Here is a 26,030-nt window from a genome sequence, read left to right as displayed (position 1 = left end):
CACGGGGCTGTTGCGGAATCTTCCGCAACAGCCCTTCTTCGAAAAACGAGCAGCGTTGTGTTATTAATCGAGGGACCCCTCATGAAACGCACCGACAAGCGCCCCGGCAAAACACCACTGTGGACCTTCCTTGCAGCATCCGTGGGCTTGAATCTGGCCGGATTAGGCTGGGGGCTGTACGTGCAGTTCTTCCGTGAAGAGGACGCTCCTCTTGCCGTGAAGGCCAGCTCCCTCGCACCGGCTTCTCCAGCCCCAACTCCCGCTCCCGCCACACCACTGGCGGTACAGCCTACGGCTCCTGCATTGTCCACTGCCGGGAAGTTCCAATGGAGTCAGCTCGAAGCCGCCGACTATCCCACGTACATTTCGCGTCTTCGCGGCGTCGCCTGTCCTGAAGGCACCATCAAGGATATCATTTCAGGCGAGCTCAGGGCAGAACTGGCTCCAAAGCGGGCTGACTTGGAGCGTCGCATCCTGCGCTCTTCTGACTGGAGCCCTCCGCGCGGTGTCTCACGTCAGGAATACTTTGCCGCCCAGATCCGTAAACTCGAACGGGAAATCGAGCTGGCGGTCAGCAAGCTGATGCAATCCGCTCCTGGACTTGAATCACCCGCGGTGGCGGAAGGACAAAGCCAGATGCAGGATGCCACTCCACCCGTGCGCTATCCGGCCGCCATGGAAGACCTCAGCTTCCAGGACATCACACCCGCCGAGCCTGGGCAGAAGGTCAGGCCTGGGGAACAGTTCAAGTACATCGCTCCCGGAGTAGTCGAAGCATCACCGGAACAGCTCGCTTCTCTCCATCAAATTCAGGAAAAGTTTGTTCAGGACCTCGGAGGACCGAATCAAGATGTTGAAGATCCCCAGTACGAGCAGAACTGGCGAGCCGCCCAGTGGAAGGCAGATCAGCTACTCCGGGCACGGCATGGCTGGGCCGCTCACAACAATTTGACGCGCGCCGCGATCATGAAAAAGGAGTCGGAGATGCAGCGGTAACAGCAGCCGGTCAGCGAATGATGACGCCGGTATTCCCCGCATCCACGCTGGCTGTGCAGGGATGCGTTACGGAAACGTCATACTCGGGCGGTTGAGACCCCTGGTCGCCAACGGCAGATAGCAGTCTGTCTCGCGCTAAGCACCGCATGTCTCTCCCTAAATCCCGGCAGGCAATCTTCCGCCTGCACCCAGGCCCGGCTCTTCGGGTGGCCGGCATCGCAGGCTGCCTCTTCACTGCTTTCTGCGCGGCACCCTCTTCCATCCATGGCGCACAGCCGGCGCCTGCCGCAGAGCAGGCACCGGCTGCCGACACCACCGCCAGTGCCCAGCCCACAGTCTACATCCGTGAGTACCGGGTGCAGGGCTCCAAGAAACTTGGCGCTGCGGAGATTGGAAAAGCCGTCTATCCCTTCCTGGGTCCCGGACGCACCGTGGAGGATGTGGAAGCCGCACGTGCTGCCCTGGAAACGGCATTCCACGACAAGGGGCTCCAGTCCGTATCTGTTGAAGTGCCTCAGCAATCGGCGGCGAAAGGCATCATCGTGCTGCGCGTCGTCGAAAACAAGGTCGGCCGCCTGAGAGTGCACGGCGCGCGTTATTTCCTGCCGAGCGATATCAAGCGCATGGCACCCTCCTTGGCGGAAGGCACAGTTCCTGACTTCAACCAGGTACCCAACGACCTGGTGAAGATGCAATCGGCCGATCGCCAGGTCTCCCCAGAGCTCCGTCCCGGCGTGGAACCTGGAACCGTGGACGTGGATCTGAACGTGAAAGATACACTGCCGCTGCACGGAAGCATCGAACTCAACAACCGCTACAGCCCGGACACCGTGCCTCTGCGCTTGAATGCCTCCCTGAGCTACGGCAACCTCTGGCAGCTCGGCCACTCGATTGGCGCGAGCTTCCAGGTCGCGCCCGAGCGGCCGGAGGATGCCACCGTGTACTCCGGTTATTACATTACCCGTGTACCCGGCATGGAGAACCTCAACCTCATGTTCATGGGGACCAAGCAGGACAGCGATGTTTCCACCCTCGGTGGCGCTGCTGTGGCTGGCCGAGGTGAGATTCTGGGAGTCCGGGGATTGGTGACGCTGCCCTCTCTCGGCAACTATTATCAGTCCCTCAGCTTCGGCCTGGACTGGAAGAATTTTGATGAAGACGTGGTGGTCGGGGACGACACCTTTTCCACCCCCATCCAGTATTGGCCCATCAGCATCAACTATGGCGGCTCCTGGTTGGGCAAGGACAAGAAGAGCTTCACCGAGTTCAACACCAACGTGACCTTCCACGTGCGTGGCACCGGAAGCGATCCCTTTGAGTTCGACAACAAGCGCTACCTCGCAGATGGCGCCTTCATCTACTTCCGCGGTGACGTCTCCCACCAGCATGACCTGCCGCGCGGCTTCCGTGTTTTTGGAAAGGTACAGGGCCAGATTGCCGACTCGCCGCTCATCAACAGCGAGCAGTATGCGGGCGGCGGTCTCGGCACGGTGCGTGGCTATCTGGAGTCCACGGCGCTGGGGGACAGTGGCCTCTTCGGTACTCTGGAGCTGCAGTCTCCGTCGTTCATCGGCACCGATCGCGAAGAGCACGGTCAACGCGTGAACGAGTGGCGGGTCTATGGCTTCGTGGAAGGCGGCAGTCTCTGGCTGCGCGAACCACTGCCGGATCAAGAGGACACCTTCGAACTCGCGAGCGTGGGCCTCGGGAGCCGCCTGAGACTGTTCGGTACGCTGAATGGATCGGTCGATGTCGCATATCCGCTCATCGAACAAGGCACCACGGAGGAAGGGGAAGTTTTTGTAAGCTTCCGCGTCTGGACGGATTTCTAACCTTCTGGCTTCCTTCCGTCAGTGACTTGCCGCTGCTATTGATGCGAAGCCATCATCACCCGGAAGATGGCGAAGAGCACGAGCGACACAAAGATGCCCAGCCCCACCAGGAGGATGGCATGATCAATGCCGTTGGGGGCGGCTTCCCAGACGGTCTTGTCGCGGCGCGGCTGGATCTTGATTTTTCTCCTCTTTCGCGGGCGGACGGTTTTCTTGTTGGCACCATCCGGAGAAGGCAACGACTTTGGTGATGCTGGATCCTTGCCATCAGGCGTTGGAGTCGTGCCGGATTGCATGGGAGCGGTATGGGTCATGGGATGCTGATAACTCTGCTTTTGGAAATGCAGCCGTCGGACGGGGAACCTCACCAACCAAAAGTGGCGAGGTCCCCGGAACTCTGGTTCACGGAGAAGTCTTGAAGATCGCCGGAGTTCCATCCACCTGACGCTTCACCTCTTCTTTCTGTTCAGGTGTCAGCGTGGGCTTGAGTTCGGCGAGCAAAGCCACTCCGATCTTCTCCCCTTTTTTCGAGCTGAGCTCGAGCAGGACACATGCCTGGAGGATATCTCGCGGCACTCCATGTCCCGAGGCATAGCGTGAACCAAGATTGAAGAGCGCCCTACCGTCGCCTTTTTCCGCGGCCTTGCGCACCCATTGCAGGGCGGCGCTGTCATCCTTTTCGACTCCATAGCCAAACTCGTACATGGCCCCCAGGAAGTTCATGGCCCAGGGTTCCCCCGTTTCCGAGAGGGGCCTCACAAGGGAGGCGGCTTTCGCGTAGTCACGCTCCAGACCCTCCGCGCCATCATAGAACAGCTCCACCAGCCGACGCTGGGCGTCCACATTCCCCTGCTTCGCTGCACGCTCGAACCATTCCACCGCTGCCGGCAAATTGCGTTTCATCCCCAGTCCTTCCTGGAGACAAACTCCCAAAGTAAACTGAGCCCGGTCTGCGCCTTTCTCCGCTGATTTCTTAAACCACTCCATGGCCGCTTTTTCATCTTTCGGCACCCCCCGCCCGTTCAGGTGCAAGGCTCCGAGATTGTTCATGGCCTTGGCGTTTCCTTGCGCGGCTGCCTTTTCATACATCACGCGGGCCTTCGCATAATCCTGCGACACACCCTCGCCACGATCATAGGACCGGCCAGTGAGGAATTGAGCCTCGGCGTCGCCTGCCTCGGCTTTCTTGAGTTCGGAAGAAAAGTCCGAGCCGGGCAGGGTAGCCATGCCCAGTGCGAGCAACCAGGCGCCGGCCACAAATGACGTGAACCGCGTGCGGCTCGAATGCTTCATGAAAGAGGCTGAATGATGCATTACGCAGAGAGAGGTGAGGGTGAATCAGAACAGGGGGATGACTGAAAAAAAATCAGCGAGTGGGATTTGGCGAGGGCGCAGGCGCTTGATCCGCGGCACTCTCCTGTGTCTCAAGTGCGCGGCGGCGGCGTTTCTCTTCTTCGTCTTCCTCATCGCCGGTGCCGGAGCCGCCGCCATAACCGAGCACTTCCACCACCATGATGGACGGCACTGCATCTGCCATGGGTGCCTCCTGACGCGGCGCAGCGGTCTGCGCGGCGCTTTGAGTGCCGGCACCCGCCGTGTTTGAAGCGGAGGTGAGCCCACCGATATTCGGAGCCGCTACCACCGGAGCAGAAGGGGTGCCTGAGCTGGCACCTCCCACGGCGATGTTGCTCGCATTCAAGACGGTCGCAGCCGCGATGCTCAGGTTACCCGTGGCGCGAATACCCGCATCACCCGCATCCACGGTGCCGACCGGTGCGATGAGGTCCACGTCACCCGGAGGCACATTCTTTACTGTGGCCAACACCCCGATACCACCACCCGTCGCGAGACCGGCAAGGTCCGTGGTGATGTCCGCGCTCTGGGGGTCGATGAGCACACGCGTGGGCGGCGCGGATTGCACCGTCTTCGCCGACGAGCCCGCCGCGATGTCTCCGGTGGAAGACCAGATCATGATATTCCCGCCGCGCAGCGTGAAGATTCGTGAAATGCCCACATCCACACTGTTATGCGTGAAGATATTGATCGAGCCGCCAGACTCTGTGACCACGCCAGGCGGGACCGACGGGTTTCCCAGAATGCTGCTGCCAAGCACCAACCCGCCACCGGGTGCGAGCACACTGATGCTGCCGCCGCTCTTGCTGCGGATGTCACGTGAAAACGTGTGGATGTCACCCGTGGCACTTCCCGAGTCGGGGAACATCGCGTCGACGGCCGCAAAACCCGCGTCGTAGTTTCCATTGATCTCGAAGTCGCGTCCCGCATCCCGCAGGGCGAGGAAGAACAGATTCAGCGCAATGCGCGCCCTCTCTTCATCTTCAAGCTCGCTCAGCGAGTCCACATCGGTGATAGCCGTGCCATTCGAGGTAGCTGCAAGCTCGGAGAAGTAGCGCGCGCCCTCAGGACCCTCCAGCACCTCTGAAATGAACGTTTCGATATCCAGAGTGCCGTCGGAGAGCCCGAAGGAACCGCCGAGGCCGGCCCCCACGATGAGATTGGCTCCTTCGAACGGAAGGTAGGGATTGCGAGCATTTCCAATGCTGGTGATGCCAGCACCAGTACCATCCGCATTGACCGCGCCTGAGCCCAGGGAAAGATCCCTGCCGGCAAGCACTTCGAGTGTTCCCGGCCCGCTGATCTGCAGGTCACCAGCCAGCGGCACGACCCCGAAGTTCGGGAGATTGCCCGGTGCCGTGGCCTGTAGGCGCGCAGGCGCGCTGGGATTGTAGGCCACGATGTCACGTCCTGCAGCGATGACGCTGATATTCTCCACATCCGTGTTCTGAATATAGAGGGCCACATCCGTGATGTCCCTGCCAGCGAACACCTTCGCAGCCTTTGAAGAGAAGACCGTGACGGCGGAAATGTCACCACTGCCCGCATACAAGCGAACGGGGTTGGGATCACCTTTATGCAGAATGCCGGGAGTGTGAAGCGCCTGTTTGAATTGGAGCACCGCGGCGCCGCCAGTACTGGAACCGGTCTCCTCAAAACGATCATTAAAACTATTCAGGAACGAGGCATCTGTCTGGCGGATGCCCCCAGCCTGAGCTGTGGCAAAGAGATTCTGATAAGCAAACGGCTGGGTAATGCTGAAGATGGATGCCGGATTCGAATCCGAGACATTGATCTGGGTAGGAGACCAAAGCTTTGTAGTGACCCCAGAGAGGGTCACATTCCCCGTGGGACGCATGCCACCGATGGCGCCCGCGGCCACGAACTCAAGCGTTCCCGTCGGCGACGGACTGAGGATGAAATTCCCCACCGTATTGATGTCCCCGGAGAAGGCGGTCACCTTGAGGTTCGGCGCCATGAGATCCATGACTGTGCGGAATGGCACTACGCTGGTCTCAGACAGACGCAACCAGGGCTGGGCATTGGATGCGGAAATAGTCCCTGACGTAACCAGGAGCAGTTCCTTTGTGAACCACTGATAGAGCACGGGGAAACTACCCGCTTGCGATGTGCTGGGCAACGTCACTGCCTTGCGGAGATTGATGGTCCCACCAATTGAGGAGATCTCCACACCACTGTCCGGAGCGTAGGTGGAGAAGTATGTCTTGTACCAGAATGAGTTATTGTAGCCCTGTGGCATCAGGAACGCATTTGCCACGGGACCAAGCAGCACATTGCCCCGCGCAGAAACATCAAACGTGCTTTTGCCCACGAACAAGGTGGTAGGAAGCCACGTTTCTGAAGTGAACACTTCAGGATTGGTCAGACTGCCGTTCGTAACGCCTCGCGATGGCGAGCGTGTGCTGTTGGTGGTGATTTCCTTGCTGGCAAAAAGCGTACCGGTGCCCCGTTCTACATAATAGACCCCACCGTCGATATTGCGGCCTGCCCGGACATTGAGATCGCCACCACCCAGTTCCACGAGCGCGCTGGCATTGGGAGCGATCGCGTCGCCGCTGGTCGTCTTGCCTGGCATGCGTGCGTTCGTCGGCAGAAGGGCATCGACGTTGCTCACGTCACGCCCTGCTATCATCGTGATGTCCCCACCCCCCAGCGCACCCACACCTTCAAAGAAGTTCGTAAAATCCACCCACCATGTGGTGGACGCGATTTCGCCGAAGTGGGATTCCGTGAAAAGACCCGTGAGAGGATCCACGGCACCTCGCCGGTAGAGCCAGTTGGTGGGCATCTCTCTCGAGGAATCCGCAATCAACGTCGTTGCGTTACTCCGGGTCAGGTGAGTGATGTCATTGCCCGCGGAAATCGAAATGCTACCACCAGCCATCGTGTACTGCACCGGCGACGGGGTAGGCTGCTGAATGACCCCAAGATTTCCCGGGGGGACGTCTGATATCGCCGGTACCGGAATATCAAAGGTGCCGCCCATCGTAGGATCCGCCACTTGAACACCTGCAGTGAAAATCACTGCGAACTGGTTGAGTAGCTGCACATCTCGGGCCGCAGCAATATCGATGGTTCCCGTTCCGGTTCGAATCGCCTGGTACTTATAGGCGCTGGTGGTGGGGTTCCCAATAGCGGTGCTCGTTAAGGCATTGTTGCCACCAGCGGCCGTGTTCGCACCACCATTCTTGCCGAGCAGCAGCGAGCCCGAAGTGGCAGCTACATTTGCAAGGGGGCGTACCTGGTGGAAATCGACGGCCTGAACATCCGATCCGGCGGTAAACCGGTAGCTCCAGGACTGCAGATTGAGCGGCAGGTTTGGATTATACGGCAGAAGACCCAAAACCGAACCCAAACCGTCCGGGGCATAGTAGAGATTGGAGATGAATCCATCGCTGATGGTGTTGAAAAGCACCAGGTTTCCAGAGGCACGCAACGTCAGCACACCGGGTGCCTCCTTGGGACCGAAACGGAATCGCTGTCCCGCGGTGGTGTTTCCGAGATTCCAGTCAGAAGTCGACGTGCTGGTGGAAGTGCCGAGGGTCAAGTCACCCAGTCGATTGATGATTTCCGCGCCGGGTGCGATGATCAGCAGCGGCGCAATGTTGTTCGGATTGCTCCCCACAATGCGGTTGAACATCGCATTGTATCCGGCGGCCGGAGACCCTGCGACACCAACGAGGGCATTGCCATTGGTGCGGACGTTGTTTTGCACCGCAGTGGTGATGGTGGCGCCGGCTGCGTTTGAAATATCGAACAGCCAATAGCCCTCCACAAGAATGCTCGACGCTCCTATGATGGAGCCATTGATGGTCCGCACGGCCACGTCGTTGACGGAGCTGAAGTTATTGGCAACCGTTGCAATCTGTGGCGCGCGAAGATGCAGCGTGCCAGTAAGCCAGCCGACAGAAGCACTGGCTGGCGTGTTCCCTGCGACGGAGAGATCAATGGTGGATCCAGTGCGTATATCAACCCAACCCGTGGGAGCAGTCGTGCCCCCTGCGATCACTCCATTTTTCTGGGAGCCTGCTTCCAGATAGACGGCTCCACCCTTGCCTGCATTGCTGAAGGTCTGCGCGCTGGCATCCAGTAGCGAACCCGACTCCAGGATCACGCTTTGATAAGCACGCAACGCGATGGATCCCCCTGTCACTCCTGAGGCATCCACCGTTCCCGTGACCACAATGGAGCCGGAATCCGCGGACAGGACAAAGTTCCGCACCACGGTGACACCATCAACTGTCACGGTGGTATCAAGGCGGTCGCGAATCGAACGAGCCTCGTTGAAGCCCACCAGCATGGGCGTGATGCTACTCAGCAAGCCACCATCCAGACGCCCCACGTCGAGCACCAGCGTGCCGCTGCGACCACCAGTGCCGCCGACCCCGAGCAACTGGCCGTCAATGGAAAGCGTGCTCGTGGGCGAGCTGATGGTTACCCTGCCGGCATCACCACCACCGGGGTTCGCCGAGGCATTGATCACGGCGCCAGCCAAAACGGATACAGCACCCGCGTCCGCAGAGAGAGTGATCTCACCCGCATCGGTGTATTTCACCAGATCATAAAATCTTTGCGCAGTACCGCCGACATCCAGGCGGCCTCCCACAGTCAGATTGCCCGTGGTGGCACGAATGGACAGGAGACCGCTCGGCAGGGTGATATCGCTATTCACCAGGACACTCGTGCCCTGCAGGGCGAGGGTCGCGCCCAATCCCGCAGTGATGTCCGAGGCGACGCCGGTACGCTGCATCACCAGTGCACCGCCCGCAGTCAACGATTGCACGGCCGAGCGGGTCGCACTGACAACTGGTGTATTCACCGTGACGTTCTGCTGAGCCGTGAGGCCGCCGGTTCCCGCGAAAAGAAGCTCGTCGCTCGCATTGAGCACCAGGGATGCGTACCGGTTCACGAGCATGGTGTTGGAACCGATCTGGATGACACCTGCATTGAACTCCAAGGTTCCCGAAGCCGCGCCGGCCGTGCCGGTGGCAGGAACGTTGGCGGAGTTGTCCAAAAGGATGGAGGAGGCTCCGAAGGAGACGGTGCCCGCACCCTGGTTGAACCCGCGAATCTCCGCCGCATGAAGCGCGAGCTTGCCCTCCGTGGAGAACTGGCCGGTGCCGTAGAGATCGAGTGAGGAATAGCTCAGCAGCGAAAGCGTCTTGGCGGAACGAAGGGAATTCAACGCATTGCCGGAAAGAACGAGGCCCACCGTGGGTTGCAACGCCCCGGGATTGTTCAACTGGATGCTGATCTGCCCGCTGTTCAGATTGATGGTTTCGCCCGTGAGCATGGCACTCGGGTGAAGCGCGGTGGCATAAGTGGAATCCAATGTGATGCTACCGCCACTGAGGTTCACCCCGGCACCGACAACCAGATTGGGTTGCGTGGAGGAGGCCACTGCCCCGCGCGAAGTGACTGCGGAAGGATCTGCGCTCACGCGCACCAAAGCGCCATCGCCAATTGAGATCGGTATGGAGCCGCCTGTGCCGCTGGCAAAGCTGATGGTGCCAGCGGCATTCAACGTGACTGTGCTGCCAGCCGCCACCGTCGTGGGAGTATTGGCAGCAAACGTGGTAGTCGTGCCATTAGCATCCGTGATGGTGCCACCCACCGTGGACGTGATGCGGTTGTTGCCCGGGGTGCCCCTCGGGAAGCTGATCGGTGTGCCGCCGCGCGAGAATTGAATCGCTTCACCCACCGTATGCAACTCAAGCGCGCCCAGCACGGTCAAGGCATCCGCGGATGTCAACGTTCCGGACTGAACAATCGATGAGCCCGGCGCCAGTGTCAGATTCTTGTTCGCGGCCAGGATGATCTCAGGTCCTGTCAGTGCGCCGCCGGGATTGTTCAGCGTGAGATTGCCCGTACGCACCGTGACGGTGGTCCCAGTGTCACTGAATGTTCTAAAGCCACCGACCAGCAGGCTCTCCGCACCGAAACTCGACAGCTTGGAGGCACTGAGGGTCAATGCTCCAGGGCCGCCACCGGTACCGGAGTCATTGATCACGATATCAAGTACACTGCTGATATCGATCAGACCACCGCGACCATCGTTCCCGGCGCGTGCGTTCACATTGCCATCCAGTCGCATGGCCTGGCTGGCCTGCAGGAGCAGGTAACCACCATCCTGCGGCAGCCGGGGCACGGTGGCACCCACGGCCAGCGCGCCCTCACGGAGGAAGGTGCTGGCAACATACCCCTCATATTCCGCACGCTGCAGGAACGTGGACGACGGCGCCACTTCGAAGCGGGAGTACTTCGGAGAGAGGACACGATCCGAGTTCAAGTCGTTGAATCGATAACCGGCAACATAACTGGAGCCATCCGCATTGGTATATGTACCGATGGGGCTGCCCTTTGTCGGGGTGACGAGGAAAGCGCCCGGCAGCAGCGCGTAGCGTGCCGGCAGCAGTGTGTACACCCCTGCTTTCAGACCGGGGCTGCTATTCAGGTATACGCGATCGCCGACCGTGAGCGTGTCGTTGACATAGCCGCTCTCACCTCCAGCGAGGTTGTCGTCGCTGTTCGTCGAGTTGAAGGGAGCGTACGGCGCAAAGTTCGATCTATATCCGGGGATGACCGCAAAACTTCCGGTGGATCCGAGAATATCCGTCGGTCCTCCATTCCCCGGAACGTACCGGTAGGCAAAGAGGTCGCCGCCACCGCTGATATCGATAAGGGATCCGGTCTCCGTGGTGAGGCTGCGTGCGGAGAGATTGACGGTCTTGGCAGGTACCCCGCCGGCGGTGATATCAATGCCAAAGGGATCCACCCACGTATTGCCATCCGGGCTGAATCCATAGGGGATTAACAATTCTTCCCGCGTGATGCCATCCACGGCGGACACGGAGGTGACGCTGCCTGCAGCGAGCGTGAGTTGCTGTGTCACAGGCACTACCTGGGTACTCGTTCCGCTGATGAGGCCCTGCGGCGCCGTGCCTGTGCCATCCCAACCGAGATTGATGGTGCCTATCGGAGCGCGCAGCACCCCGCCTTGATGAATGTTCGAAGCGTAGATGCTCATCACCCCGCCTGCGGAAAGGGGTGTGCTCTGCGCGCCCATGCTGAGGATGGTCACACTGCCCTGATGGGGACCATCGGGCGCGGTGTAGTCATGAGCTACAATGGTGAAGTTCGCTCCGGAAGTCGGATAGATCTGACCGGCCTGTAGAATGAGATTGCCCGCGATCTCAAGTCCGCCATTGCCGCGGACGTCTCCTCTGGACGTCAATCTCGCCTCCCCAATGCCCTGCAGCAAGAGTGTGCCGATATCGAGTGTGTCCGCAGTGACATGCAACCTTCCTGTACCCCAAGTCGGAAGGGGATTGTACTCCGTGGGATTGGCTCCGGTAGCGTCGCTGCGCTCAAAGAGGAAAGTCAGGCTCTGCTGCTCGGGTTGCAGCGGCGGAACAAAGGGCTGGCCGATACGAACATAGGGTGCCGACAAGTTCACCACGGAGTCAGCATTGATGACCCCGCCGGAGCCGACCTTCAGGAAACCACGGGCATGAATATCAATCGGACCAGAGAACCTGATGTTTCCACCGAGGGTAAGCGAGTCAAAGCCTCCACTAAGAAAGTCCTCCACCGCGAAATACCTTCTGGTGGAAGTGTAGGGCATGGGCACGCCCCCGGCAGCAAGGATGGCCTTCCCGATGGCCGACTCACCCGGAGCGAACGGAACAGGCAGCGTAGGACCATGCTGGGTCACCACAAGGGTGATGTCGGTATCAGACCATTGCACGCCTGTAGGCTCCAAAACTTTGGTGGTCACGGACAGACTTCCACCGAGGGCACGGGGGCCGCCAGCCTTGCCCTTCAATGTGGCGTCGACAAAGAGGATCTCCGCGCCGTCGAAGTTCATGGTGCCGCCATCGCTGTCCACGCGCGTTGGCACTCCGAGACTTTGGAAGAGCGGAGAATTGATACCGCTGGTGGCTGGCACCATAGGAAGTACCAGCGGGCCGTTTTTGTAGTAGTTGAGCCCGAGCTGCGAGGGATGGAAATCCAACACACCGCTCGTCCCGGAGACATCCAGCACAGCGCCGGCGGCAGCCACGATGTTGCCACCGACCGTGATAGTGCCACCCGGAAGCACGCTGCCAGTGGTGCGCCCAAACTGATCCGGCGTGTAAAGGACTTTGCCTTTGGTGGAAAGCAGGCTGCCCGGGGCGAGATAGACCGTCACGAACGCATCCGTCGCTGCCTCGCTTGGAATGGACACGGGGTACTGGCTCTCACCAGTCACTTTGATCGTGCCCCCAGGTGCTTCGATGGAACCGAACACCGCCACAGTACCGCCTGTCAGGGACACGGAACCCAGTGCGTCCGTCTTGATGGACGCTCCACTGCCGAATACGAGATTGCCCACCGAAAGGATGATCTTCGAATTGAGAGAATCTCTCAATGTCGGCGCATTCAGCGAGATGCTCACCGGCGAACGCAGGCCTTCTGGCTTCAGTACCGTGATGAATTGGGCATCATGCGAGTCTGAAGGATTGAGCACTGCTACCTGGCTAAGCGCCACTGGTTCGATCTTGGTGCCCGGTGCCACATAAACGGGCGGGATGTCCTCACCATCGTCGCCAAGAATTCCTGTGAGACTGAATTTGACAAAGCCACCCTGACTGAAGAACTCAGGCTGGAACAGCAAGGTATCCTCATGCAGTGCCCTGCCGCCGATCTGGATCAGCAGTGCCTGAATGGAGAGCGAACCGCCGGTTGCCCCGGAGTATCCCCTCAGCTCGGAGCCCAAGGTGAGCTTGCCGCCAACGACGGAGAGCAGCCCCGGATCCTGGCCCGTCTTGATGACAATGCTACCGGCATTGCCATACGTTCGCGTGCCCGTGCTGCTCACAGCGAGACCGCCGGAAACATCGATCACACTTCCGCTGGAGAGTTCAGCTGCATAGGCGGTGATGTTTACCGTGCCGCCATTTGTCACCAGTGGTTTGGAGAGCGGTGCGGAAGCGCTGAGGCGGTCGTCGACAATCAGTCCCGCAGTGTCCAGCACTGCCGATGGTCCGAGGGTCACCTGCCCGCGGTCTGGATTTGGCGGGGGAGAAGTCTGCGGGAGCGGGTCCTGGAATTGCAAGCCCTGCCTCACCGAGGGAGAAATGTTGTACGCCAGCAGGGAGACGAGGCCGCCCGGCGCGGTGACAGAGCCATTCACGATCACGTTTGCTCCGGTGATCTTCAGCGAGCCCTTGGCCGGGGCAACTATGTCCACGCCCGCAGGTATGGTGACATCTCCATCTGGGTTCTCCACTGTAAGACTGGCAAAACCTCCTGTGGTAAAGATTGAAGGCGAGACAAGGAATCGAGCAACGCGATCCGCAGGCAGGGGCAGCGGATTGCCAGAGGCATCCAGGCCAAAAGCGCCCACAGGAGTTTGTTCGGTGTTCTCCTGGAACGTAATGGCGGGGGGAGTGGGCGACTGAAAAGGATAGTTTTCCAGCACGCTGACCTTTTGGCTCTTGAAAGCGAAGGTGAGTTCGCTGCCCTGCGGCAACACCTCACGCTGGCGCGGACCTGCCACCGTGGCGCCACGCAGCACCCCATCCACCGCCATGGCGGATGCGGCCATCGCGAGGCTGCCACCATTACCCCCTTGGACGTAGGGCTGCTCATAGTGCTCGCCTGACATCCAGGGAATCCGATACGTGTTGGTGATGCCCCAGCGCGCGTGCACTTCGGAGAAGAGCCCGGTGAAGATGCCGTCGTAAACAATGTCGGGCGTGGCGTCCGCGATTTCCATGAGGTAGCCCGCATGCATCACACGCGTGGTCTTCACTGTACCACCTTGGTAGTTGATGAACCCGCCCGAGACATCGATCACCGCGCCGTTCTGCACCACCACGGACCCGCCGGCATTCAAACTGACCGAGCCGCCTGCGATCGTAAGCTCTCCCACCGTGCGCTGGATCAAGCCAAGGTAGCCGCTGAGGTCTGCAAGCGGGGTGCCATACCAGGTGCGGCCGTTGTACACGCCAGTCTGGCGCAGGTCGACCGTGATATCAGGATTGTCCTGCCCCAACTGGCGGAAGATACTGCTCCTCTGCAACGGTGAACCGGCGAGCTCGGCGCCACGCAACTCCACCGTGAGAATGTGCTGTGCGAGTGGTGCGCTGATGTCCGTGGAACCGGCGACATTGATCATGGCGCCGCGATCCAGATAGATCTGGCCACCAAAATACACGAATGGGTTGGTCGCGGATGTTTGGCCCTGGGTGAAGTCCCAAACACCGGCACTGATGGCCACAAGGGCGTTCGGCGCATGGATAGAGGATCCTGAAGCCAGATGAACCACCTTGCCGCGAATGTTCACTTGGGAGCGTAATGCCAGTTGAGTGCCAACCACCGCTTCCGCGCTCGACCACTCAGGGAGGATGCTCACCAGACTGCCGGAGCCCATCTCCACCACACCGGTAGAGCGCCTGAGAAACGGTGCGATATTCGGATTGGTGATGGGATTGTAGGCCGTGTTGCTGATCGCCTCGTAGCTCGCATCGAAATCAACACGTCCGTTCAGCGAAACAGACGTGGAGCTTTCAATCGCGCCGTAGTGCCGGATAGTCTTGCCCGCGAGAGTCACATTCGCACGGGGAGCTTCAATGAGCCCCGTATTCGTGACGGTCCCAGCGTATTCTGGCATCGTCGATTGCGGATCGGGATCCTTCACGGCACCCACAAACGTGTCCAGGCCACGCAGGCTGGGATCGCTGCTGCGGTGGGCGTCAAAGCCAACCTGCAAACCCGCCGCAAGGATCGTCTGACCGTCCGGCGTGGAGATGGTGCCGGCATTGTTCACGTTGGCACCGACAAGCACCACCCGGCCACCGACGTTCGCAGCGGTGGTGGGCGCGACGATCTGCGCACCTGACTGCACGGTCACATCTCCGATCTTGCCATTGGCGGGAAGTGGTGGCGGGGTGAAGCCCTCCGTCGGCCCCTTCGTTCCAGCCGCCTGGGCGAATGCGGAGAAGAGGAAGTGCGCATCCGGATTGTTAAGCAGACCACGCGTGATCAACGTGTTCTTCGTGGGATCAGCGATCAGTCGGCCATTGCTGTCGTAGGTGCCATTGATGGGCAGGGAAGAGGCAACGAGCACATGTGTATTCACCTGGCTGGTACCACCGAAGATGATGCCGTTCTGGTTGATGATGTACACCTGGCCGGGTGCCGTGATGGAACCGAGGATCTGTGAAGGCGAACCTGAGGGGTCGTTGACCTTGTTGAACGCGATCCATTTTCCGACGTCCGCGCCGCCCGCACTTTGATCGAAATGCAGGTTGGTGTCGCGACCGACATTGAAGGTGCGCCAGTTGAGCAGGGCTTGGGATTCGGTTTGCTTCACCGTCACGCGCACCTTGCCACCGCTGCTCGACTGCGTGGGAAGATTCGCGCCGGACCATCCGCCACCCGGCTCCACTTGAAGGCCGCCCACGGCAAGTCCGTTCGGCACATCCGGCAGCATCAAGCCGGGATGACTGGGATCCGGTCCGAGATTGTTGGCGCCTCTTGCTGCAGCGGCAGCCCGGGCTGCGGCCTGCATGGCCTTCGCGGCATTGAGCGCCTGTGTTGTGCGGGAAAGGGCATCCTTCGCATTCGCGCGCGCCTGCGCAGCAGCGGTGGCGGTCGCTTGATCACCGGCATCCGCACGCCTGGCATTGGGCTTCGCCGCGCCACCCCGCAGAATGTCACCGCCATGCACCGTGGCGGCCGTCCCCACGATGAGAATCGCGCAAGCTACGGTGCTCCCTAGCGCTAGGCGCCCCGCAGGACGCCGCACACCTGCAGAATTCAGGGTTTCCGAGTGACGCATGTGGGCGGGTGAGTCGGCTACTTTTTCGTGGGGGGATTGGCCAGTTGCGAAACCGCGACCTCATTGACGGCCACGGGGTTCTCACGGACGAGTTCGGCGAGATATGCCTGGGTATTGGCCCGTGCCTTTTCTGTGCGCATCTGGCTGATGAGCCGGGGCTTTACCTGATCGAGTGTCGGCGTGAAGCTTTCCCGGACATCGAGGACTTTCAAAATGTGCCAGCCGTCATCCAACCGCACGGGCTCGGAGATCGCATTGAGCGAGAGCGCGGGGAGACGTGCGAGAATGGCGGGCTGGATCTGATTTTCTGTGAGCCAGCCGATCTCTCCACCACGCGAGGCGCTGTTGGTTTCCTGGCTGTGAGCGGTCGCAATAGCTGCGAAGTCAGCACCTGGAGCAGTGAGCATCTTGCGCACTTCATCGAGCTTCTTCTCTGGCTCACCCGGCTTGGCATCCTTCGCATTCGCGATGAAGACCTGCGCGAGACGGTAGCTGCGCGGCACCAGAAGCGCCGGCTTGCTGATCTCATACGCGGCCGCAAGTTCTTCCTGGTTTGGAAACGTGTCGGGAACAGCGCAGGCGGATTGCAGATAGCTTTCCGAGATCGCTGTCTCCTTCATGCGCGCGACATACGCGGTGATCTCGGGACTCTGGTCCCACTTCTCCTTCGCAGCGCGTTCGAGCACGAGCTTCTGCACGAGGAGTGAGCGGACCATCTGCTGGAGCAGTGCCGGATCCTGCATCGCCGACTCACGTTCATATCTGGGCAGCGCTGCGAGTGAGGCGCGCACATCCTTGAGCTGTACTTGATGCGTGGCCACGCTTCCGAGCACCAGATCATCCGCGGGTGGTGCTGCCAAGAGGAAGTCGGCAGGCAACAGCACGAGCGTCAGGAGAAAGAGAGGCGTCTTCATGACTTTCCTTTCTGTGCGGATGCGGCAGGCTTCTCAGCAGGCTTTTCCGAAGGAGTCGCGGGCACGGGAGCCGATGCTGGCGCAGCGGAAGCAGCAGCCGCTGCGGCACTGGCGGACTTCTCCGCGTCTTCGGGCTTGATGCGGCCATCGGCCAGCTTGTCGGAATAGTCCTGGACGAGCGTTTCAAACTTCGCACGAGCGATGCCGGTGAAAGGTTCACGACGAACAATCGCAGTGCCCAGTCCGAATTTTTCATACCGCGTGAGCACCTCGAGACCGAGCTTGTAGAGTTCCTGGTTCTTCACCTGCTGATCCGCCACACGGCGTTCCAGCACGATCACCTTGGCAGCGGATTTCGCGCGCCGGCTTTCCGTTTGGTTCGCGACATCAGCGGCCTGCTTGTAGCCAGCCTTCCACTTTTCCAGGTTGGAACTGAGAGCCGCCAACTCCGTGGCCTGCGTGCCGATCCTGGCTTCTTGCTCCTTCGCAACACGGGTGGCATTTGCCTTGTCGGCATCCGCTTGTTTGGTCAGGGAGGTGATCCTGGCGTTGAGTTCCACGATCTTATTCTCTGCCTCCACAAGCTTGGCCTGGGAGGCAGCGTTCTCGGCTTGTGCCGTTTGCAATTGGATCATGGTGTTGCGCAGGGCATCACGCATGCGTCCCATGGTGGCCTCGATGGCCTTCATATCCTGTTGAGCAGGGAGTGATCCCGTGATGAGCAGCAACGGCACAATCACGAGCAGAAGTCGGCGGTGCGGCGTTTTCATGCTTAGAATTTTGCGGAAAGGTCGAAGAGCACGACGTCACTCTTGAGCGGCGGACCGGCGATCTGCGTGGCGCCCATCCAGCGCAGGCTGACGCTGACACGAGACGAAAGCGCGACAGCGGCGCCAAGCGTGTAGCCCTTCACATTGGTACCGCCGACGGCGAAGTCAGAATCGGTGAACGCATCCACCACGGCATCCGACTCCACGTAGCGATAACCAACGCTGAGATTCCAGTCACCGGCTTCCTGGAACACCGCGTTGCCGACGATGAGGCCGACGTTCCACGCGGTGTCTCCGCCTTCGAACTCGCCGACACCGGTGGGAATGCCCGAGTCATCCACGGGCACCGCACCGCGATTGTTCACCGCGACTTCATTGATGGACTCGCCATTGAAGTCCATGTTCTTCGCGTACTCGCCCAGAAGAGAAACCTGGAAGGGCTCGAAGTGATTGAAGTCAAGCCGTGCGGAGTACGCAGCAACCTTGAACGGTGTGGCCAGACCGAAGTACTGGAACTGCTTGCTGGTGCCGAAGTCGTTGAGCGCGCTCGGGATGATGTCGCGAATCGGGCGGTACGTATTGCCCTTCTGCGCATACGAGGGACGGGTGTTATCCGAGTCGCTGGCGTCGGAAGTCGTCAGCGGGATATAAGGAGTAGAGAGGCGACCTTCGACAGAATTGAAGTCATAATAGGCGGCCGCCACCTTCGCAGCGAAGTCCTTGTCATGCTTGAACTCAATGCCGACCTGCGCGGCATAGAGCCACTTGTCCTCGCTCTCAAACTTCGCGGGTTGGTTCGACGAGAAGTTGAAGTCGGTATTGAAGATGGGGAACGCGCCTCCGTTCGCAAAGACCGAGAGACTCTCGGTGATCGGCACTTTGAGCTGCGCGGCCACACCGTCAAATCCGACGTCTTCATCCCAGAGGATCTGGCTGGTGGTGAAGAAGGGATTGTCAAAGCGGCCAAAGAGGAAGGCGATGCTCCAGTCATGCCCGCCGCCGTATTCGTACTTCAAGAACCCGCGGTCGAGCCAGAGGGAGTACTTGCTGAAGTTGCCACCGGATCCGCCCAACGTTTGATTGGTGGAAACAGGGCTGTTGCTCTCGCCAGTGGCGATGCGGATGCCGCCGGAGAATCCTTCTTCCAGATTCACGTCCACACCAAGACGGGCGCGCAGACGCAGACGCTGGCGTTCCTGATCCACGTTTTGCTGGGGAGAGAAGACAGTGCCGGCCACATCGAAGGGTGAACCGGTGTTGATGGCGTTGAAGTTCGGGAAGGAACCGGTGTTGTCGTTGCCATCCGGGAAGAAGACGCCTTCATAACGCAGACGCACATCGCCGAAGAACTTAAACCGTGTGGCCCAATCCGGCATGGTGCGAGGTGCGGCCCAGCCTTCGTCACGCGCCTGGGAGAGCACCATGTCCTTAAGCTGCTCGCGGATCTCGACCTTCACGTTCTCCGGCACATACGTGACGCGCACGGTGTCGCCATCCACGGCCATGGCATCGGCTTCGGCTTCCTTCGCCTTGGCCGCTTCGGCATCGGCTTCCGCCTGGGTGATCAACTCCTGCGCTTCCGCATGGGTGAGGATGCCCTTTTGCACCAGGCGGTTGATCAGATTGATGGTGACATTTTGCGAGGGGCCCGCAGGGGCGGAACGTGGCGCCGCAAGGGGTTCCGGCACAGGCTCGGGATCAGCGCCCGGAGCATTCAAAGCCAATGGCTGTGCCGTGTCGAACAACAGGGCGGAATGGTCATCAGGCGTGGGAGCAGCAGCGGCCTCCGTTGCGCTGGCAGGCGCGGGAGCAGGTGCTGTTGTCGTTGTTGCCGCACGCGCCGGCGTCGTAGCAGGAGCGGCGCTCTCTTTCTTTGCCGCCGTCGGGCCTACGGAGCCGGCAGGAGACGTGGCATTGGCGGCGACCAGAACATCGCTCCCGTGTTTCACCGGCAAAGCGGTACGCACTCTTTCCTGCGCCACGATACCGGAAGCCCGGGTGGCAAGCAGGCCTGCGATCAGGACTGGGAGATGTTTGCGAAGGAACTTTGTAACGACAACAAGCATGATGAAACTTGGGGGAGTGGGGCAGCAGGGCTAGCCTGGGCGGCGCGCGCTGAGACGCAGAACGATTGGCATGGGCATGTCTGCCGGAGGCGGCTGCTGCAAACGCAGCCCGGTGAGAACTTCGTCACGGATGGCGCGATCCAGCTCCGCGTCGCCGCTGCTGCCGGCAATCGTCGCGCGCGTCACCAATCCATTGGCATCCGCCCAGATGCGCACCTGCACACTCATGCTGGCGCTCTTCGTGCGGGAGTTTTGCCGCATGGCCTCGGCGATGCGGCTCTGCACCTGTGAGGCATACCAGCCATACTTGCTGCCGCCGCGACCACGACCCAGACCACCGGCTCCGCCGATGCCACCACCACCACCACGGCCGGACGCCAGTCCAAAACCATCCGGCGGACCGCTGCCTTGAACATTCGTACCCAGCGCTGCGGGCGGAGGTTCATCCATCTTCGCAGGTGCGGGCTCGGGCTCCGGTTCATTCACCGGAGTCTGTTCCACCATCTTCTCCTCAGGCTCTTCCTTCGGCTGCTGAATCTTCGGCGGCGGAGGCGGGGGTGGGGGAGGTGGGGGTGGAGGCGGAGGCAGCGCGATGCTAAACATGCGCTCCTTGGGCGCCGGCTTGGAAGCCTCCTTCGGGCCACCCGTCTGCAAGGCGAAGTAGGCTCCACAGCCAGCGACGACGATGCCGATGATGAGCTTGATCTTGTGTTTGGCGAAGAAGCCGTCCTCTTTCTCATCCTCGACCGGTGCCCGCTTAATAGGTGCATGCGCAGGCCTCGGCGCTTTCTCCGCAGGCTTGGCCTCGGAGCGCACGTCATGCTCGACCGGGCGACGCTTTTCATGGCCGTCGCGCCGTACTTCGAGAATGTCAGGGCCGTCACTCATGAGGCAGAATCGGGAATGGATGCCTCACTTCGGAGCCTGGGTGGCGAGACCTATCTGGCTGATGCCGGAGCGACCGAGAACATCCAGGACGTTCATGATCATCTGGTACTGCGTCTGGCTGTCGCCGCGTACCACCACAGGAAACTCGGGAGTCTTCGCCTTGATCGCTGCGAGCTTCTGCTCCAGCTCCTCCAGAGACACCGGCACGGTATTCAGGAACACCTTGCCTTCGTTATTCACCGTGATGGCCTGGCTCTTGGGTGCATCCATCTTGGAAGCCGAGCTCGCCTTGGGAAGATTCACCTTGGTGCCCTGCACGCCGGCAGTCGTCATGATGATGAAGATCAGAAGCAACACCAGGTAGAGGTCCACCATGGGTGTGACGTTGATGTCATCATAGGATTTGCCGGAGTCAGCTTGCATGGTGGTAGCGGCTTGACTTAGTCCTTGAACACCTCGGCGATTTTCGCCACGAACTCGTCAATGAAGACCGTCATGTCGCTGATGGCGTCCTTGATACGGGTGCTGATGTAGCTGTAGGCAAAGAGGCACGGAATGGCGACCGCCAGACCCGCCACCGTGGCCAGAAGCGCACCGGCAATACCGGGGGCGATGGAGTTCACCTCCACTTCGCCGGACTTCGCGATCACCGCGAAGGTGATCATCACCCCGATCACCGTACCGAGCAGTCCCAGGTACGGACCGCCGGCAATGCCGATGGTGAGGAACACCAGATGCGAATTCAGCTTTTGCGTTTCACGCACCAAGCCGCCATCCAGCGTGGCACGAATGGCCTGCACGGAACGTCCGGAGAGTGAAACGTAACCATCCTCCGCCTTGGAAATACGGTGCTGGATTTCCGCGGAGCCAATCTTGTAGATATGATACAGCGGCGACTGGTTCAGCACCTTCTGCACCTTCTTGCTGGCCTGCCCACCCATGCTGTTCACATGCTCCTGATCGCTGTGGTCGAGCGAACTCAAGTCTCCGGCCAGACCCTCCCACTTCTCCATGAAGGCCTTCGTGGCCTTGCTGATCTTGCTCAGGTACATGAGCTTCGCGATGCAAACGAAGCCGCCAATCAGGGCGAGCCCGCCGCAGAGGTAAATCACGACCCAGCCGTCCAGCGTGAGATCCTTGGAAATGTCTTTCAGCAACGAGAGGTGCTTCGCGAGTTCATTCTCATGGTGCCCGCCACCTTCGGCCGCACTCTCATCCGCGCCTTCGGTGAGCAGCTTGGCCGCCTTGTCACCACCCGCCTGGGACATGGCGGCGAACTTCACAAACCCCGCCGACCGCGCCACCTTGGAGAGCTGCATCTCATCCAGTTCGCCAACAAAGCCGGCGGCTCCGCCGGACGCGCCCGGATCCTTGCCGATGACACACGGACCATTGAACGCAGGCAGGCCCGTGTTCACCGTGCCATAGCTGGCGCCATCCACATACAGGGTGATCTGCGCATTCGTGGCAACCACCGCGAAGTGCTTCCAAGCATTAGGAGCCAGCGGTTCGCCGGGAGCGCTGCGCTGAGTTGCCCCACCGGACGTCACCTCCACATACGGGATGCCATTATCCGCACCGATGACAAAACTGTTGGCGCCTTCGCGACGGCTGAAGATGGCAGCATTGGATCCCGGCACGGACTGCTTCACCCAGGCTGTCCAGGTCATCGGCGCGCCTTGAGCCCAGTTGAGGGAGGCACCTGCTGGTGCGTTGATGGTATTCTGTCCGGTAAGGCGAAGGCCGCCAGCAATCTGCGCGCCAGTCACGGATACACCTGCTTGATCCGCACTGTTGCCGCCGGCAGAGAAGTCCTTCGGCGCGGCGTTATTCTCCGAGAAGTGATACACCAGCGTGGTGTCCGCATCATAGGTGCCTTTGGAATCGTCCGCGCGTTCGGCATCCGCATTGCCATAATACAACCAGAAGGATAATTGGGCATCGGGTTTGGCGTCAGGCACCTTTACCCACACGAAGGCTTCATTCAGAAGCGAGTCATAGCGCTCGATGTGATGGGCATATTCAGTCTTCCCATCTTCCGAGATGATGCGGATATCTCCGCCGTCTTCCTTGGCCAGGCCGAACTGGAAGTTTCCATCATGCAGACGGAGCAGCACGGAAGTGGTGCCGATCGGGTCGGTGATGGCACCTCCCTTGGCACTGGTATCGAGCGTGATCTTCTTCCTCACGGCCCATTCCGGTTTCCACCAATTCCCCTCTGCTCGCACGCCGTCCGTGACGAAAAGGACGCATAGGAGCAGGCCGATACTTAGAAAGTTGCTGAGTCTGGGAGTCTGCACAAACGGGCTTCTTGTGAACGGTGAGAGTTCGAAAAATGGTGCCGAGGAACTACCCTCTTAAAGCTTTGTTGCCAGACGGTGAGTGCGACGATTTCGTAACACGCATGTGATGGCGGCACCCATGGCGCCAGCTAGTGATGGGCTCCATTGATGCCCAGCCCCGGAAACTTCACCCAGTTGCATAATCCGCGGCAGCGGCGACGGCGGGTTCACCGCAGTCAAAGGATGCGGTCCTGCGCCCTGCCATTCTGGCCGTGTCTTTTCGCCTTCTTGCTGAGCTTTGCGTCAATGATGTTTTGCCAGGCCGTGCCGAATCAGGGTCCTGATACCCATGCCAAAAAAGAATTCACCAACAGCCTGGGGATGAAGCTGGTGGGGCTGCCACACACTCCGGTGGTCATCTCCATCTGGGAGACACGCGTGGCCGACTGGGAGACCTACCTCAAGCACGAGGGCACGACCTGGACGCACAAGCCGCCTTTCACCCAGACCTTGGAGGATCCAGTCGTGAACATCACGCTTCCTGAAGCCATGGAATTTTGTAACTGGCTCACGACCCTCGAACGCAAGTCCGGGAAGATCAGTGAACGCCAGTCCTACCGGCTCCCCACCAAACTGGAGTGGGACGCGGCGGCGGGCATCACAGCGGACGGCAATCAATCGAATGCGTCCTTCCCTTGGGGGGACACATGGCCGCCCATGCGCCAGTCAGGCAATTATTATGCCCGTCGTATCACCGGAGGCCGCGACGACGGTTTCGAGTTCACTGCCCCTGTAGGCCAATTTTTTCCCTCACGCTCCGGCTGTTATGATCTGGGAGGAAACGCTTCAGAGTGGACCGCCGACGCGGATCCCGAGGGCACCCTGACCAGCGCCCTGCGCGGAGGATCGTGGATGTACTGGCGCCGCGAATGCCTGGAGTCGCAATACGTGTACTCCGCGCCCGGCACCACCCGCTCGCCGGGCATCGGATTTCGCGTCGTGCTGGAAGACGGGGCCGAGACCGCACGACTGGCGCGCGATCGCCAGAGTTCCGCTGCCAAGCTGATGGAGAAACCTGCAGTGGACCAGAAGGAGGTCGACGAGATGAAGCGCAAGCTGATGGAGAAACGTCGCCAGCAGGAAGAGCGCAGCAGTGCGACCCCACGTTCCTCATCCCCATCTCCTGCCCAAGAAGCCCCTGCCACCAAATGAGCACTCCGGAGTCCCCGACATCCTCTGCTCCGCGGGTGCAGTCCCCGAAGGAGAAATCATCCAAGTCACGCGGGAAACGCAAGATAGGGTGGATCGTAGCCGGAGTCATTCTCGTGCTCGCCATGGGAGTCGGCGCTTATTTTGCCGTCCCCAAGGCAAAAGAAATCTGGCGTACCAAGAAAGCCAGGGAGCTCTCGGCCAAAGGCGAGGAACTCATGAAGGCCGGACAGCCTGAGGAGGCCTTTCGCTACCTCGCCGAGGCCGTGCAAAAGATGCCCAAAGATCCGATGGTGATGCGGCAGATGGCGAAGTGCCTGGATGAATTGCCCGGCGCAGAGATGAACGCCATCCGCTGCTGGAATGAACTGCACCTGATGGGCGGCGCCACCTGGGAGGACTCCGTGGCCATGGGACAGGCTGCGCTGCGCAGCAACAACCTCAGCCGTGCCCGTGAGATCGAAGCCGCCCTTCCGAAGGCCATCTACGGCCAGCGCAGGGTGCGCGAATTCCGCGCCGCCGTGCTGGGCAAGGCGGGAAAGGTCGATGAAGCCAGACAGCAGATGCGCGAAATCTGGCTCGAACATCGCGACGATCCCGAGTGCCGGGTGAAGCTGGCCACGCTCGACATCAAATCCAATGACAAAGCCCTGCAGGAAGCTGCGGCGGCCACCTTGTGGGAAGCAGCGCGCGCAGGCGGCAAGATGTCCTCGCTCGCCATGAGTTCCCTCTCAGACGCCAGCATCTTTGACTCCACCAAGCTGACCGAACTCGCCCTGCTCGCCAGAAACTCGCCCCTTTTGAAAGATGATCAGCGCTACTACATCTTCGACAATTGTGTGGCGAAGGCCCCGGATATTCTTCCCACCGTGATTGGCCTGGCGAGGGAGATCACCACGCTGAGCCGGACAGGATCGCGTGAGCGTTTCTACCAGTGGGTCTCCGCGCAAAACCAGCCGGATTTGATCCTCACGGAGATTCCCGAATCCGAAGCGATGAATTCGCGCGGCCTCTTCCTCGCTCGCGCGGACTCGCTGATGCGCAAGGGCATGTGGGCGGAGCTCCGACGCATGCTCGACGGTCGCATGCCGCCGACCTCCAGAGTGGACCTCGAGTTGCTGCGAGCCTTCCTCGCACGGGCTGAAAACAAACCCGACGAGATGCGCACCCATCTCAAGGGCTCCATCCTCTTTGCCTCGGGCGCCACCCGGGCCTCTTCCCTGGCCCAGGTGGGCGCTGGCGCAGAGGTCCTGGGGCAGCCGGAAATCGCCCTCATCGCCTACGGAGAACTGGCGAGGATGAACACTCCGATCAAGCTGCAGACCTACAAGAGGATCTACCAGCTCAGTGAGCAAGTCCACGACGCCGCAAGCATGCTGAGAGCTGCCAATGCGCTCCTGGAGCTCGAGCCGGCCCTGATTGCCTACTCCGACAAGCTGGACTACCTGCGGCTCATCACCGGTATCCAATTGGACGAGGCCGTGCATGACGCCTTCTACGGGGATGACAGCAGGAGCGATGACCAGGCGATGTTGCGCCTCTCCAAAGCACTTGCGGCATCCCTCGCTGGTGACCACGAACGCTTCAAAGAACAGCTCGATGCCGCACATACCCTGATGAGCAAACTCGCTCCTGGTCCTCAGGCCGTTCTCGCCGGTCTTCTCTGGCAGGCGGGCAGGCAGGAAGCTGCCACCGCCATTGCGCAGAGTCTCTCGGGCAACAAGATTCTCGATGAAGAGCGCTGGTTCCTGGAACCCATTCAAGAGCACCAACTGCTGCAGAAGTAGGCAGAGCGCGCAAGGCAGCTCTGGCCCTGAAGCACCCGCATTGACGATGCTGCTATTGCTCGACGCGCTGATAGTAACCGTTTCG

Annotated in this window: 13 protein-coding genes; 4 read left to right on the top strand and 9 right to left on the bottom strand. The window is 60.4% G+C overall.

Annotated elements, in window-relative coordinates:
* The first annotated feature begins 81 nt into the window (after positions 1–81).
* Together G5S37_RS31140 and G5S37_RS31135 are read left to right on the top strand one after the other, a co-directional pair.
* A complete protein-coding gene (locus G5S37_RS31140; protein WP_165210663.1) occupies positions 82–996 on the top strand; it encodes a hypothetical protein in 915 nt (304 codons plus the stop codon).
* Positions 997–1,142: 146 nt separating this feature from the next.
* The gene (locus G5S37_RS31135; protein WP_165210660.1) at positions 1,143–2,828 is read left to right on the top strand and encodes a ShlB/FhaC/HecB family hemolysin secretion/activation protein; all 1,686 of its coding nucleotides are present in this window, start codon (positions 1,143–1,145) and stop codon (positions 2,826–2,828) included.
* 35 nt (positions 2,829–2,863) lie between these two features.
* Here the strand turns inward: G5S37_RS31135 and G5S37_RS31130 are convergent, their stop codons facing one another.
* The 9 genes from G5S37_RS31130 to G5S37_RS31090 all read right to left on the bottom strand — a co-directional run bounded on the left by G5S37_RS31130 (position 2,864) and on the right by G5S37_RS31090 (position 22,856).
* Positions 2,864–3,142 carry a hypothetical protein gene (locus tag G5S37_RS31130; protein WP_165210657.1) on the bottom strand — a complete coding sequence of 93 codons (279 nt, stop codon included), beginning with the start codon at positions 3,140–3,142 and terminating at the stop codon, positions 2,864–2,866.
* Positions 3,143–3,230: 88 nt separating this feature from the next.
* Entirely contained in the window at positions 3,231–4,121 is an 891-nt protein-coding gene (locus G5S37_RS31125; RefSeq protein ID WP_165210654.1) for a tetratricopeptide repeat protein, read from the bottom strand.
* A 73-nt stretch (positions 4,122–4,194) separates the two neighbouring features.
* Positions 4,195–15,936 carry a filamentous haemagglutinin family protein gene (locus G5S37_RS31120; protein ID WP_165210651.1) on the bottom strand — a complete coding sequence of 3,914 codons (11,742 nt, stop codon included), beginning with the start codon at positions 15,934–15,936 and terminating at the stop codon, positions 4,195–4,197.
* A 110-nt stretch (positions 15,937–16,046) separates the two neighbouring features.
* Positions 16,047–16,943: a peptidylprolyl isomerase gene (locus tag G5S37_RS31115; RefSeq protein ID WP_165210648.1), complete on the bottom strand. Its 897-nt coding sequence runs from the start codon at positions 16,941–16,943 to the stop codon at positions 16,047–16,049.
* Positions 16,940–17,713 carry a phage major capsid protein gene (locus G5S37_RS31110; RefSeq protein ID WP_165210645.1) on the bottom strand — a complete coding sequence of 258 codons (774 nt, stop codon included), beginning with the start codon at positions 17,711–17,713 and terminating at the stop codon, positions 16,940–16,942. The genes G5S37_RS31115 and G5S37_RS31110 overlap by 4 nt, the downstream gene beginning before the upstream one ends.
* 2 nt (positions 17,714–17,715) lie before the next feature.
* A complete protein-coding gene (locus tag G5S37_RS31105) occupies positions 17,716–19,779 on the bottom strand; it encodes a putative porin (RefSeq protein ID WP_206026234.1) in 2,064 nt (687 codons plus the stop codon).
* A 30-nt stretch (positions 19,780–19,809) separates the two neighbouring features.
* Positions 19,810–20,667, bottom strand: a complete 858-nt coding sequence (locus G5S37_RS31100) for an energy transducer TonB (protein WP_165210642.1) — start codon at positions 20,665–20,667, stop codon at positions 19,810–19,812.
* Positions 20,668–20,691: 24 nt separating this feature from the next.
* Positions 20,692–21,090 (bottom strand): biopolymer transporter ExbD, encoded by a 399-nt coding sequence (locus G5S37_RS31095; RefSeq protein ID WP_165210639.1) that lies wholly within the window; start codon positions 21,088–21,090, stop codon positions 20,692–20,694.
* A gap of 17 nt (positions 21,091–21,107) precedes the next feature.
* Entirely contained in the window at positions 21,108–22,856 is a 1,749-nt protein-coding gene (locus G5S37_RS31090) for a MotA/TolQ/ExbB proton channel family protein (protein WP_206026233.1), read from the bottom strand.
* Between the two features lie 399 nt (positions 22,857–23,255).
* Here G5S37_RS31090 and G5S37_RS31085 point away from each other — a divergent pair, with 399 nt between their 5' ends.
* The gene (locus tag G5S37_RS31085) at positions 23,256–24,161 is read left to right on the top strand and encodes an SUMF1/EgtB/PvdO family nonheme iron enzyme (RefSeq protein ID WP_165210633.1); all 906 of its coding nucleotides are present in this window, start codon (positions 23,256–23,258) and stop codon (positions 24,159–24,161) included.
* Positions 24,158–25,945 (top strand): hypothetical protein, encoded by a 1,788-nt coding sequence (locus G5S37_RS31080; RefSeq protein WP_165210630.1) that lies wholly within the window; start codon positions 24,158–24,160, stop codon positions 25,943–25,945. The genes G5S37_RS31085 and G5S37_RS31080 overlap by 4 nt, the downstream gene beginning before the upstream one ends.
* Positions 25,946–26,030 lie beyond the last annotated feature (85 nt).

Origin of the sequence: Roseimicrobium sp. ORNL1 (assembly GCF_011044495.1) — a bacterium.
In the GTDB taxonomy this organism is placed as follows: domain Bacteria; phylum Verrucomicrobiota; class Verrucomicrobiia; order Verrucomicrobiales; family Verrucomicrobiaceae; genus Roseimicrobium.
The sequence above is the reverse complement of the archived record's forward strand: the minus strand, read 5'-3'. Positions and strand labels throughout refer to the sequence as shown.